Source organism: Pseudokineococcus sp. 1T1Z-3 (assembly GCF_037482365.1).
Lineage (GTDB): Bacteria > Actinomycetota > Actinomycetes > Actinomycetales > Quadrisphaeraceae > Pseudokineococcus.
Genome location: NZ_JBBHZF010000023.1, coordinates 297,482 through 309,405, shown reverse-complemented (window position 1 = coordinate 309,405; position 11,924 = coordinate 297,482). Strand labels below are relative to the sequence as shown.

The 11,924-nt window shown below is 76.6% G+C and carries 14 protein-coding genes; 10 read left to right on the top strand and 4 right to left on the bottom strand.

Annotated elements, in window-relative coordinates:
* Position 1: 1 nt before the first annotated feature.
* Entirely contained in the window at positions 2 to 232 is a 231-nt protein-coding gene (locus tag WDV86_RS08860; RefSeq protein ID WP_339567258.1) for a hypothetical protein, read from the bottom strand.
* 137 nt (positions 233 to 369) lie between these two features.
* Between WDV86_RS08860 and WDV86_RS08855 the strand changes: the two genes are divergently transcribed.
* The 4 genes from WDV86_RS08855 (at position 370) to WDV86_RS08840 (ending at position 2,771) form a co-directional block, all read left to right on the top strand.
* Positions 370 to 978, top strand: coding sequence for a hypothetical protein (locus WDV86_RS08855; protein WP_339567257.1), 609 nt, complete (start codon positions 370 to 372; stop codon positions 976 to 978).
* Between the two features lie 121 nt (positions 979 to 1,099).
* Positions 1,100 to 1,846, top strand: coding sequence for a TSUP family transporter (locus tag WDV86_RS08850; RefSeq protein ID WP_339567256.1), 747 nt, complete (start codon positions 1,100 to 1,102; stop codon positions 1,844 to 1,846).
* A gap of 83 nt (positions 1,847 to 1,929) precedes the next feature.
* Complete coding sequence (locus WDV86_RS08845) at positions 1,930 to 2,511, top strand: TSUP family transporter (RefSeq protein WP_339567255.1); 582 nt, start codon at positions 1,930 to 1,932, stop codon at positions 2,509 to 2,511.
* Positions 2,508 to 2,771, top strand: a complete 264-nt coding sequence (locus tag WDV86_RS08840) for an excalibur calcium-binding domain-containing protein (protein ID WP_339567254.1) — start codon at positions 2,508 to 2,510, stop codon at positions 2,769 to 2,771. The genes WDV86_RS08845 and WDV86_RS08840 overlap by 4 nt, the downstream gene beginning before the upstream one ends.
* 66 nt (positions 2,772 to 2,837) lie before the next feature.
* Here WDV86_RS08840 and WDV86_RS08835 read toward each other — a convergent pair whose 3' ends face one another.
* The gene (locus tag WDV86_RS08835) at positions 2,838 to 3,524 is read right to left on the bottom strand and encodes a response regulator (protein WP_445263002.1); all 687 of its coding nucleotides are present in this window, start codon (positions 3,522 to 3,524) and stop codon (positions 2,838 to 2,840) included.
* 32 nt (positions 3,525 to 3,556) lie between these two features.
* On the bottom strand, positions 3,557 to 4,993 hold the full coding sequence (locus WDV86_RS08830) for a sensor histidine kinase (protein WP_339567252.1): 1,437 nt from the start codon (positions 4,991 to 4,993) through the stop codon (positions 3,557 to 3,559).
* 189 nt (positions 4,994 to 5,182) lie between these two features.
* On the opposite strand from WDV86_RS08830, the gene WDV86_RS08825 reads away from it, so the two are divergent.
* From WDV86_RS08825 to WDV86_RS08800, 6 genes are all read left to right on the top strand, one after another.
* Complete coding sequence (locus tag WDV86_RS08825; RefSeq protein ID WP_339567251.1) at positions 5,183 to 6,061, top strand: alpha/beta hydrolase; 879 nt, start codon at positions 5,183 to 5,185, stop codon at positions 6,059 to 6,061.
* Positions 6,058 to 7,179, top strand: a complete 1,122-nt coding sequence (locus WDV86_RS08820; RefSeq protein WP_339567250.1) for an alpha/beta-hydrolase family protein — start codon at positions 6,058 to 6,060, stop codon at positions 7,177 to 7,179. The genes WDV86_RS08825 and WDV86_RS08820 overlap by 4 nt, the downstream gene beginning before the upstream one ends.
* Before the next feature lie 12 nt (positions 7,180 to 7,191).
* Positions 7,192 to 7,440 (top strand): hypothetical protein, encoded by a 249-nt coding sequence (locus WDV86_RS08815; protein WP_339567249.1) that lies wholly within the window; start codon positions 7,192 to 7,194, stop codon positions 7,438 to 7,440.
* A 305-nt stretch (positions 7,441 to 7,745) separates the two neighbouring features.
* Positions 7,746 to 9,044: a methyl-accepting chemotaxis protein gene (locus tag WDV86_RS08810; RefSeq protein ID WP_339567248.1), complete on the top strand. Its 1,299-nt coding sequence runs from the start codon at positions 7,746 to 7,748 to the stop codon at positions 9,042 to 9,044.
* A gap of 124 nt (positions 9,045 to 9,168) precedes the next feature.
* Positions 9,169 to 10,536, top strand: coding sequence for an NAD(P)H-dependent oxidoreductase (locus WDV86_RS08805; RefSeq protein ID WP_339567247.1), 1,368 nt, complete (start codon positions 9,169 to 9,171; stop codon positions 10,534 to 10,536).
* A 7-nt stretch (positions 10,537 to 10,543) separates the two neighbouring features.
* The gene (locus WDV86_RS08800) at positions 10,544 to 11,293 is read left to right on the top strand and encodes a FadR/GntR family transcriptional regulator (protein ID WP_339567246.1); all 750 of its coding nucleotides are present in this window, start codon (positions 10,544 to 10,546) and stop codon (positions 11,291 to 11,293) included.
* Positions 11,294 to 11,303: 10 nt separating this feature from the next.
* On the opposite strand, the gene WDV86_RS08795 is transcribed toward WDV86_RS08800, so the two are convergent.
* Positions 11,304 to 11,876: a hypothetical protein gene (locus WDV86_RS08795; protein WP_339567245.1), complete on the bottom strand. Its 573-nt coding sequence runs from the start codon at positions 11,874 to 11,876 to the stop codon at positions 11,304 to 11,306.
* Between the last annotated feature and the right edge of the window lie 48 nt (positions 11,877 to 11,924).

Genomic DNA, 11,924 nt, shown 5'->3' with positions numbered 1-11,924 from the left:
GCTACGACGGAGGCCGACCCCCGTCGTCACCGGGGCTGCGCCCGTCGCCTCCCGCCTCCAGCGACCGCCTGACGAGCGCGCCGACGGCGACCGCGGTGACCAGGGAGACCCCGAGCCCGGCGAGGTAGGGCAGGCCCGGTGCCACGACGGCGAGCAGCGTCCGGACGACGATGACGGCGATGACGACCGCCAGGAGCGAGACGGCTCCCGGGTGCCGGCGCAGCAGCTCCACCCAGGCACCGTACGGCCTGGTCGACCGGCGACGTCTCCTCCCGGCGAGGTGCTCCGGGTGGTGTGCGCCCTCGTCCGGATGATCGATGCCGTCCTGTGACCACCACGGGGGCGCGAGCGGTGCCACCCTCGCTGAGGGTGAGGGCCCTGAAGGCGCGCGCGCGCGCCGACCACCGCGCAGGCACACCCGACGGCTGCCGCGGCGAGGACCTCCGGAGCCGGCACCTGCGGCAGTGGACGGCGCTCGCCCTCGCGCTGGCGTCGCTCGTGTGGGTCGCCGCGGCGGCGTCGCTGCTGGACGACGCGCTCGCCTGGGCCGTGCGGGGCGTCGGCCTCGGCGTCGCCTCGGCGCTCGCGGTGATGACCCTGCGGCCCGGCGGGCGCTCCGACGGCATCGACGAGCGGGTCCGCAGCCTGCCGGAGGAGTGGGGCAGCTACCTCGGCCGCACGCTGCTCAGCATGGGCGTGCTCTCGCTGCTCGTCGTGCTGCTCGGGGCCCTGACCGACGTCCCGCAGGTCGTCACGCCGCTGCTGACGGTCGTCGTCGGCGTCCACCTGCTCGTCGTCGCGTCCGTGCTCGACCAGCCGCAGCTGCGCTGGGCCGCCGCCGGTCTCGTCGCCGCCGGGGCCGCCGGCATCGGGATGCTCGTCGGCCTGGCGCCCAAGGACGTCGTCCGGGTCGTCGTCGGCGGCGTCGCGGCCCTCTCCCTCTGGGTCACCGCCCTCCGGCTTGCGCTGCACCCGTGAGGCGCGGTGAGGCGTGCGTCGTCGACTCCGTGCGTCGGGGAGCGCGACAAGGCGCCCGCTGCCCACCCCACGCCCGACGACGACGTCGAGACGCCGTCCCGGCGCGTGGGACGCTCGCGCGGTGCTGCTCGCCGTCGCCGTCCTCGCCGCGGTGGTGCTGGGGGCGATGTCGCAGCGCATCACCGGTCTCGGCTTCGCGCTGACGGCGGTGCCCGTGCTCTCCCTGGCGGTGGGTCCGCTCGGTGGGGTGCTCGTGGCCAACGTCTGCGCCGCGATGGTGAGCTCGCTGGTCCTCTGGCGGGTGCGCCGGGACGTCGACTGGCGCCGGTACGCCCTCCTCATCACCGCCGCGGTGGCGGGGATCCTGCCCGGCTCGGTGCTCGCCCAGGCCGCCCCGAGCGCCTGGCTCGAGCTCGTCGTCGGGCTGCTCGTGCTCCTCTCCCTCGCCGCGTCGCTGTGGGCCCGGCGCGCGCCGGCGGTGAGCGGACGGGCGCCGGCCGTCGCCGCCGGGTTCGCGGCCGGGGTCATGAACACGACCGCCGGCGTCGGCGGGCCCGCCTTCAGCGTCTACGCGGTCGCGAGCCGGTGGCCCCAGCGCTCCTTCGCCGCGACGCTCCAGCCGCTCTTCATCTCCACCGGCCTCGTCTCCTTCGGCTCCAAGGTCGCCATCGACCCCAGCGCCCTGCCGCCGCTCGACTGGTGGGTGTGGGTCGGCCTCGTCGCCGCCCTCGCGCTCGGCGTCCTGCTCGGTGACCTCGCCTCGCGGCGCGTGAGCGTCGAGCGCGCCCGCGTCGCCCTCCTCGTCGTCGCGGCGACGGGCGCCGGCACCATCGCCGTGCGCGGCGCTGTCGCGCTCCTGACCGGCTGACGCCGTCGTCCGCCGACCCCGACCGAGCCCCACCAGCCCGGCCCGGGACGTCGGCGCCCGCCCCGGCTGGCAAGGTGCGTGAGGTGACGACGGCGGCGGCGCTCCTGGCCGTCTCCGTCCTGCTCGTGGGGGCTGCGGCGCAGCGGGTGACGGGGCTCGGCTTCGCCGTCGTCGTGGCGCCCGTGCTGGTGCTGCTGCTCGGGCCGCTGCAGGGCGTCGTGCTGGCCAACGCGCTCGGGGCGGTGGTGGCCCTGCTCGTGCTGGTGCGCCTGCGCCGGGACCTCGAGGCCCACCCCACCGTCCTGCTCACGGTCGCGGCGGTCGTCGGCGTGGTCCCCGGCCTGGCCATGGCGACGTCGGTCTCCCCGGCGCTGCTGCAGCTCGGCTTCGGCGTCCTCGTGCTCGCGCTGCTCGGCGTGGCCGTGGCCGCCGCGGCGCGCGAGCGGGCCCGCCCGCGACCGGTGCCGGCGCTCGGCGCGGGGGTGGCCTCGGGCCTGGTCCACTCGGCGGCCGGCCTGGGCAGCCCGGTGCTCAGCGTCTACGCGGTCCTCAGCGGCTGGCCGCAGCGCGCCTTCGCCGCCTCGGTGCAGCCGTGGTTCGTCGTCGTTGGGGTGGTCGCGTCCTCACCGCCTGCCCCGACGAGCCGCTGCCCACGGCCGAGGTGACCGGCACCCCGCCCCGCGGCGCGGGCCTCGACGTCGCCGGCGTCGCCGAGCGCGAGCCGGCCCCCGAGCCGCCATCCCAGCCCGATCCGCCGGCTCCCGCGCCGCCGGCCGCCGAGCCGCAGGACGCCGGCACCGACCCACGCTTCGACACCTGCGGCGCGGCGCTGGACACGGGCTACGGCGAGTACGTGCGCGGGGTCGACCCGGAGTACGACCGGTACCGCGACGGCGACGGCGACGGGGTGGTCTGCGAGGGCTGAGCCGCCGCCTCGCCCGCCGCCACCTCGCCTGCCGCCCCCGGGGCAGCCCCTCAGTCCCTCAGCTCCTCAGGCCCCCGGCCTCACCAGCCCGCACTCGTACGCGAAGGCGACGGCCTGCGCGCGGTCGCGCAGGGAGAGCTTGGTGAAGATCCGGCTGACGTGGCTCTTGGCCGTCTGCTCCGCGATGAAGAGCCGGCGCGCGAGCTCCTGGTTGGACAGGCCGCGCGCCACGAGCTCGAGCACCTCGACCTCCTTGGCCGTCAGCGCGGCGAGGTGCTCGTGCTGCGCGCCGTCCACCTGCGCGGCGTCGCGCGTCTCAAGGTAGTGGCTGATGAGCCGGCGGGTGAGGTCGGCGTCGAGCAGTTGCTCGCCCGCGGCGACGACGCGGACGGCGCGGACGAGCTCGCTGGCCGGGGCGTGCTTGAGGAGGAAGCCGCTCGCGCCGGCCCGCAGGGCCGCGTAGACGTAGTCGTCGAGGTCGAAGGTGGTGAGGACGAGCACCATGGTGCCCGTGAGGGTCGCCTCGGCGACGACGTCGGCGGTCGCCTCGATGCCGCTGCGCACCGGCATCCGCACGTCCATGAGGATGACGTCGGGACGCCGCCCCTCGTGCGCGAGGGCCAGCGCTGTCCTCACGGCGGCGGCGCCGTCGGCGGCCGTGCCCACGACCTCCATCCCCGGCTGCGCGTCGAGGAGGGCCCCGAAGCCCTCCCGCACCATCGCCTGGTCGTCGACGACCATGACGCGCAGCACCTCCGTGCCCGGGACGTCCGGGTCGGGCACCGTCACCGCTGCCCTCCCCGGGCGGCCGTCCCGGTCGACGAGGGCCGCGGCGGTCCGGTGGCGGCGACGTCCGATCGATCGCCGTCGGTGGGTGCCCACGGCACCCACACGTCGAGGACGAAGCCGCCCTCGGGCGACGGCCCGGCGACGAGCAGGCCCGCGTGGACGCCGACCCGCTCGTGCAGCGACGCGAGGCCGAGTCCCGAGCCGGGGCCGTGGTCGAGGCCGGTCGCGCTCGTCACGGTGAGGCGGACGCCGGGGCGCGGCGCGACGTCGGCGCGCCCGTGGTCCTCGGGCGTCGGGGGCGGGGCGGCCGGGCTGCCCAGCGTCACCCGTACGCGAGCCCCCGCGGCGTGCTGGCGCGCGTTCGCGAGGCCCTGCGCCAGGGCGCGGTACAGCGTGAGGGCGACCGGCGGGGGCAGGCGCCGGTCGAAGTCGACCTGCCAGGTGACGTCCGTCCCGGCGGTGCGGGCCGCAACGAGCAGGGGCAGCAGGTCGTCCTCCCCGGGCTGCGGGTGCCAGGGAGCCACGCCACCCGGCTCCTCTACCGGGGGCGCGGGGGACGCCGCCGCCCCGGGCGGCGCGTGCTCGGACCGCAGGACGCCGAGCAGCTGCTGCATGTCGCGCATCGCCTCCCGGGCGCTGACGGCGAGCAGCTGCAGCTCCTCGAGCGCCGCGTCCGGCAGCCCGGGTCGGCGGTAGGGCGCCGTCTCGGCGCGCACGGCCACCGCCGAGAGGTGGTGCGCCACGAGGTCGTGCATCTCGCGCGCGATCCGGGCCCGCTCGGCCATCGCGATCCGCGCGTCCCGCTCGACCTCGGTCAGCTCGCCCGCCGCAGCCACCCGCTCGAGCGCGTCCCGGCGCACGCGCACGGCCGTGCCGACGAGCAGCGGGAGGAAGAGGAGCGGCACGGAGACGTCGGGGTCGGCCACCGACCAGTCGAGCAGACCCATGACGCCCAGCGCCACGGCCGAGACCACCCACACCCCGAGGAGCGTGGGGCCCGGGGCCGCCAGGGCCGCCAGCAGCAGCAGGGGCACCCACGCAGGGACGAGCACCTCGAGGGTCTGGGACTCGACGCCCTGATCCATGACGCCGACGAGCACGACGAGCGCCGCGGTCGCCAGGCGCCAGGCGTCGAGCGGCCGCCACACCGCGGCCACAAGGGCCGCGGCGGCGAGCACGGCCGGCACCACCGCGACCCGGTCGTCCGACAGGAGCACGGGCGCGAGGACCAGGACGAGGGCGTAGAGGCCCGCGAGGACGGCGAGGACCCGCCGCCTGGTCCGCCGTCCGTCCGCCCGCTCGGTGCCGAGCGGCCGCTCGTGCCGGCCGGGGACGACGGCGTTCACGACGCCGGCGGCGAGCGCCGAGCGCACGCGCTCCCCGAGGTCGAGCGCGAGGCGGGCGGTGGAGTCGGTCGTGGCGGCGCGGGGCACGGCGTCCACGCTAGGCAGCCGGCGGCCCGCGAGGCGTCGCCCCGGGGACGGATCTGCACCCCCTACTGCCGTAGGGGGGCGGGGCCCGCCCCGGTGGCCCGAGGCGGTCGGCTGCCCGCCTCGGGGCCGGTGCTCGTGGCTACCGAGGGGCGATGTGCCGCGACGCCTCGCGGGGCGACCGTCCTCGGCATGCCTTCTCCAGCCGCCGCCGCGGCGGCCTCCCTCCTGCTCCTGCTGACGGCCGGCGTCCCGGCGGCCGGGGCGCCGCCGGCGCCCCGGGGATGCCTGGAGCAGTTGGTCGGGCGGGCCGGCGCCACCGCGCCGGTGACCGTCCTCGGCTGCGACGCCCGGGGGCGCGGGCGTGCCGTCGTCGCGCTGGGCGACCTGGGGACGGCCGAGCGGCTCGTCGTCCTCGTGCCCGGCGTCGGCACCGACCTGCGGACCCTCGTCGCCCCCCGCGACCCCCGCCGGCCGCAGGGAGGGCCGCTCGACTGGGCCGGGACCCTGGTCGCCCACGCCCCCGCGCGCACCGCCGTCGTGCTCTGGGTCGACTGGACGACGCCGCGGGGCGTCGGCCCGGGCGCGGCCACCGGCGCTCTCGCCCGGGCCGCCGTGCCCGCGCTCGTCGAGGCCGTCGAGGACCTCCAGGGCCGTGCCGGGGCGCGACCGCGGACGACCGTCGTCGGCCACAGCTACGGCGCCGTCGTCGTGGCGACGGCCGCCGCCGCGCTCGACGCCGACGCGCTCGTCCTGCTGGCGAGCCCGGGCGCCCGCGCGAGCCGCGTCGACGACCTCGGGACCACGGCCGACGTCTGGGCCGCCCGGTCCCCGTCGGACTGGGTCCGCCACGTGCCGCCGTGGCGCCTCGGCGACGTCGGCCACGGCCTCGACCCGACCGACGCCGCCTTCGGCGCGCGGGTGCTGCCCGCCGACGACGTCGTCGGGCACGACGGCTACCTCGTCCCGGGCACGGGCACTTTCGCGGCGCTGCTGGACGTCGTCGCGACCGGCCCGGTCGCCGGTCCCGTCACCCCCGAGCCCGCCGACGACGTCCTCGTCCTCCGATGAGCCCGCAGCAGTCGGCTGTGGTGGTGACGGCGGGCGCGGTCGCCCTGCTCGCGGCCGCGCCCGGGGGCTGGGTGCTGACGCCGACGGCCGGCACCCGTGCGGTGGCCGCCGGCGGGGCGGCGCTCACCGTGCTCGCGGCGGGCGGCATCGTGCTACTCGGCCGCCGGCTCGTGCGCGGACTGCGGTCCGAGGCCCGCCGGGCCGGGCCGTCGACGGGGCTGGTGCTGGTCGTCCTGCTCCTGCCGGGGCTCGTCGGCGTCGGCGTCCCGGCTGGCGCGGCCCCCGGCACCGGCTCGTCCTCCGGGGGTGAGCGCCTCGCTCGGCCCGTCGCCTCGGGCGGGCCGTGGGCGGGCCGCTCCGTCCGTGAGGGCCGCACCTTCCTCGCGGCTCCGCGGGGCGCGCCCGACGCCGGCCGCGTCTACGTCGACCTCGCGGAGGGCGCCGTCGCGGCGCGCGTCCGGGTGGCCGTCGAGCAGTGGCGGGCCGGTGGAGGGCGTGACCAGGGCATGGTGCTCGTCGCCGTGCCGACCGGCTCCGGGTGGGTGGACCCGGCCGCCGTCGCCGCCGCCGAGCGGGTGGCCGGCGGCGACCTGACGACGGTCGTCGTCCCGTACGCCCAGCGCCCGAGCTGGCTCGAGACCCTCCTCGGCGGCTCGCGGGCCGAGGACGTGACCGGCGCGCTCGTCACGGCCCTGCGCGCCGAGCTGGACGACGTCCCCGCCGCGCGCCGTCCGCGGCTCGTCGTCTTCGGCGAGAGCCTGGGCGCCCGCGCGGCGCTCGCCGTGGCCGAGCACGTGCGCGTCGATGCGTGTCTCGCCGCCGGGACGCCCGTCCTCCGCACCGACGTCCTGCCCCCAGGAGGCCGGTCGGGCGGGTGCCACGAGGTCGCCAACGCGGACGACCCCGTCTCCCGCTGGTCGCCCGGCCTGCTCGTCCGCCCACCCGAGGGCGGGCGGGACGGCGGCGCCTGGCTGCCCGTCGTGACCTTCTGGCAGGCCTGCGCGGAGCTGCTCGTGGCCCTCGACCAGCCGGAGGGCCACGGGCACCGCTACGGCGGGGCGCTCGCACCGGCGTGGCGGGAGGTGCTGGCCGCCCACCCCCTGCGGCCGGCGCCGTGACGGCCTCGGGGCATGGTCGGACAGCGAGCCCGCCGGTGGTCGGACCTCGACGTCACGGGTGAGGGGCTGCTGCTGCGTCCTGCGGGCAGTGCCCTTTACCTCGCCGTGGTCCTGCTGGCGGGGGCGCTCATGCTCGGGTCGACGGGGTGGGTGCTCGCCGGCGGCCCGCCTGCGCTGGCCCAGCCGCTCTTCCTGCTCGGCATGCTGCTGTCGGTGTCGCAGCTCGTCTGGGCGGGACGCCGGAGGCCTCGGACGTCCTGACGCGCGCCGTGCTGCGGCTCGAGGGGGCGGCGGTGCGGCCCTGGACGCGGGCTACGGCGAGTACGTGCGCGGGTCGACCCCGGGTGCGACCGGTACCGCGACGGGGTGGTGCGCGAGCGCTGACGCCCGTGGCCGCCCCGCGCAGTCCTCCAAGGCCGTCCTCCGCCCGACGGCTCAGGCCGCGGTGGCGAGAGCCGATGAAGCCCCTGTGGTCCCGGCGGCCGGGTCCCCCGTCGGGGAGCGCCCGGAGCCTCAGTCCCTCAGACGATGCCGGACCGACGGCGGCGAGGCAGGAGAGCGGCACCATGGGCAACGGCACCACCGCGTGCGCGGTCGGCGGGCGCCGGCGTCCGCCGCTGCTGCAGTGGGTCTACGACCGGAGCACCCGGGCGAAGATCCTCGCGACCGCCGCGCTCTCCCTGCTCCCCTTCCCGCCTCTCGTGGCTGTCCTGCTTCTCTCGCACCTGCGCACCGTGGAGGACGTGCAGGAGCTCGCCGCCGGTGTCGCCGGCGGGTCGACGGCGTCCGTCCAGGCGGCCGCCGCCGCGCTCGTCGCCGACGCCGAGGCCGACATGCGCTTCGCCCTCGTCGTCGGCGTCGTCGTCACCGTGGTCGTCGGCGCGCTCGCCGTGACCTGGGCGCTGTCCTTCGCCCGGGGGCTCGAGGGGGGCATGCGGGACGTCCGCGACGTGGCGCTCGCCCTCTCCAAGGGAGACCTCACGCGCGCCAGCGCCTTCGGCACCCGGTGCGAGCTCGGGGAGGTCAGCGCCGCGCTGGACCAGGCCGTCGCGGACGTCCGGGAGCTCATGCGTGAGGTGACGCGCTCGGCCGACGCCGTGACGTCGTCCACCCGGCAGCTCGCGGAGTCCTCCACGCGCATCGCCACGTCCTCGGCGCAGGCGAGCTCGCGCGCCGGGGTCGTCTCGGTCGCCGCCGGTGGGGTGTCGCAGACGGTCGGGTCGATGGCGTCGTCGTCGGAGCAGATCGGCGCAGCGATCGGCGACATCAGCCGGCACGCCGCCGAGGCCGCCCAGGTGGCCGCCGACGCCGTCGAGGCCGTGGCCGGCACGAGCGCCGCCGCGGCCCGGCTCGGCGCGTCCTCCCAGCAGGTCGGCGACGTCGTCAAGGTCATCACCTCCATCGCGGAGCAGACGAAGCTGCTGGCGCTCAACGCCTCCATCGAGGCCGCGCGGGCCGGCAGCGCCGGTCGCGGCTTCGCCGTCGTCGCCGAGGAGGTCAAGGACCTCGCGCAGGAGACGGCGAGGGCCACCGAGGGCATCACCCGGCGGGTCCACGACATCCAGGGCGACACCGACGGCATCGTCGAGGCCATCGGCCGGATCGGCGAGATCATCGACCACATCTCCTCCTCGCAGAGCTCCATCGCCGCCGCCGTCGACCAGCAGAGCGCGACGACGGGCGAGATGGTCCGCTCTGCGGCTGCGGCGGCCACGGCGTCCGGCGAGATCGCCGGCACCATCGAGGGTGTCTCGGCCGCCGCGGCCACGACGACGACGAGCCTCGGGGAGGCCGAGGTCGTCGTCGCCGACCTTGGCCGCAGCGCCGACTCGCTGCGCCGGGCGGTGGGGCGCTTCACCTTCTGACCTCCCACCGGCTCCCGGCACGTCGGCGTCGGCCGGGGGGCGGCTGCTTGACCCCGCGCCCTCGCCTGCCTACCGTTGCGGCCAGATGGTCTGACCATCGGACCTCGACGCGGAGGAGTGACCGATGAACCTGTTCTCCCTCATGGCGGCGCGGACGGAGGCCTCCGGCCCGATCAGGGTCGGCGTCGTCGGCGCGGGGAAGTTCGCGTCGATGTTCTTGACCCAGGCGGTGCACACCGAGGGCCTCCACGTCGTGGGTGTCGCCGACCTCGACGTGGCGAAGGCGCGTGGCGCCCTGCGGCGCACGGGGTGGCCGGACGAGCGGGTGGCGGCGTCCTCGCTCGACGAGGCGGCCCGCACGGGAGGCACCTGCGTAGTCGAGGACTCCGCGGCCCTGATCGGGCACCCGGCCGTCGAGGTGGTGCTGGAGGTGACCGGCAACCCCCTGGTCGGCACGGCGCACGCCGTCACCGCCATCGACCACGGCAAGCACGTCGTCATGGTCAACGTGGAGGCCGACTGCATGGTCGGGCCGCTGCTGGCGCGCCGCGCGGCTGCGGCGGGCGTCGTCTACGCCATGGCCTACGGCGACCAGCCGGCGCTCATCTGCGAGCTGGTGGACTGGTGCCGCACCGTCGGCTTCGACGTCGTCGCGGCCGGCAAGGGCACCAAGTACCTGCCCGAGTACCACTACTCCACGCCCGAGACGGTGTGGGACTACTACGGGTTCACCGCCGAGCAGCTGGACTCGGGCGACTTCAACCCGACGATGTTCAACTCCTTCCTCGACGGCACGAAGTCGGCCATCGAGATGGCGGCGGTGGCCAACGGCACGGGTCTGGAGCCGCAGGAGGAGGGCCTGCTCTTCCCACCCGCGGGCGTCGACGACCTGCCGCACGTCTACCGCCCGCGGGAGGTCGGCGGGTCGCTGACGCGGCGGGGGACGGTCGAGATCGCCTCCAGCCTCGACCGGGACGGCCGCGAGGTGCCTCGCGACCTGCGGTGGGGCGTCTTCGTGACCTTCGAGGCGCGCACCGACTACGCCGTCCAGTGCTTCGGGGAGTACGGCGTGCGGACCGACGAGACCGGCCGCTACGGGTCGCTCTACCGGCCGTACCACATGATCGGCCTGGAGCTCGGGGTCAGCGTGGCCTCGGCGGTCCTGCGCGGGGAGCCGACCGGCGCCCCCACGGGGTTCCGCGGCGACGTCGTCACGACGGCGAAGAAGCACCTGCGCGCCGGTGAGCGGCTCGACGGCGAGGGCGGCTACACCGTCTTCGGCCGGCTCGCGCCGGCGCGGGCCTCGCTCGACCTCCACGCCCTGCCGCTGGGGCTGGCGCACGGCGCGCGGCTGACGCGTGACGTCGCGAAGGACGCCGTCGTCACCTGGGACGATGTGCAGGTGGACGAGACCCAGTTCGCCGTGCGGATCCGGCGGGAGCTCGAGTCCGAGTTCCGCGCCGAGGCCGAGCAGGTGGCCGCAGCCCGGTGAGCCGGCGATGAGCGCCGGGCCCGGCGAGGCGCCGGACGGCTGGCAGCGCGTGCGCAAGGTCCGCACCTACGAGCAGGTGATGGGCCAGATCGAGCGGCAGATCGACGACGGCACCCTGCGTGCCGGCGACCGTCTGCCGAGCGAGCGTGAGCTCTCGGCGCTGCTCGGCATCAGCCGCCCGTCGCTGCGGGAGGCGCTGCGCGTGCTGGAGGGGCTCGGCGTCGTCGACGTCCGCCCCGGCGGCGGTTCGGCCGGCGGCGCGGTGCTGGTGGCCGAGCCCGGTGGGGGCTTCGCGACGTTGCTGACGCTGCAGCTGGCGCTGGGCCACTTCAGCGACCACGACGTCCTGCACACCCGGGTGGCGCTGGAGAGCTGGGTCGCCGAGGAGGCCGCCCAGCGGGTGCAGCCCGAGCAGGTGGCGACGATGTCGGCGCTGCTGGACCGGATGGACGACCCCGCCATCGCCGCGGCCGAGTTCAACGCGCTCGACGCCGAGTTCCACGTGCAGCTGGCCCGGGCCAGCGGCAACGCCCTGACCAGCCACCTCATGGCCTCCCTGCGGACGGCGATCCGCCGCCGGATGGAGGAGGCCTACGACGACCTGCCCGACTGGCGTGCCACCGCCGTCACCGTCCGCGCCGAGCACCGCGCGATCCTCGCCGCTGTCGCCGACCACGACGAGGCACTGGCCGTCACGCGGATGCGCGAGCACCTCGAGACCTTCTGGTCGATCGGGTCGGGCGGACGGGCGGGCTGAGGCGCCAGGGTCAGGCGCCCTCGGTGAGGTCGCGACCGAAGAGCCGCCCGTAGCCGAAGACGTGGGCGCTGAGGATGTCGACCTCGCGCCGGATGTCGCCGAAGAAGGCGCTGATGCGCCCGGAGGCTCGGAGGAAAGGACGTTCGCGCCCTTGCCCCGACTGCGTCGTGTTCTGTTGCGGCACGATGAGGAAGAGGTGCTGAGCGTCAGGGGCGATGTGCGCCTTCCAGACGTCCTTGAGGTCGTGGTTGTTGTTCACGGCGCCGCCGCGCTCGACTTCGGCGAGGATGCCGCGTCCACGACCGAGGTCGTAGAAGAAGTCCGGGCGGGCCCGGGTGACGAAGCCGTCCTCGGGCGTCAGCACGACCTCCTCACGGAAGCCGACCTGGTGTCGCAGCAGCTCCCCCACGATGGTCTGGATGGACATCGACCCGGCGCCGAACACGTGCGCTGCGTCGATGGCGTCGCTCTCCTCGTCGAGGTGGTGAACGAGGCCTTCGGCGATGGCGTCGACCTCGATGAGCTCGGCCTGCTCCGCCGAGGTCAACCGATGACGGACGTAGCGGCGGTACGCGGTGGGCACCTCGGCAGCTTGGCTGCCGGACGGGGCGTCAGCAACGCCCGATGCACA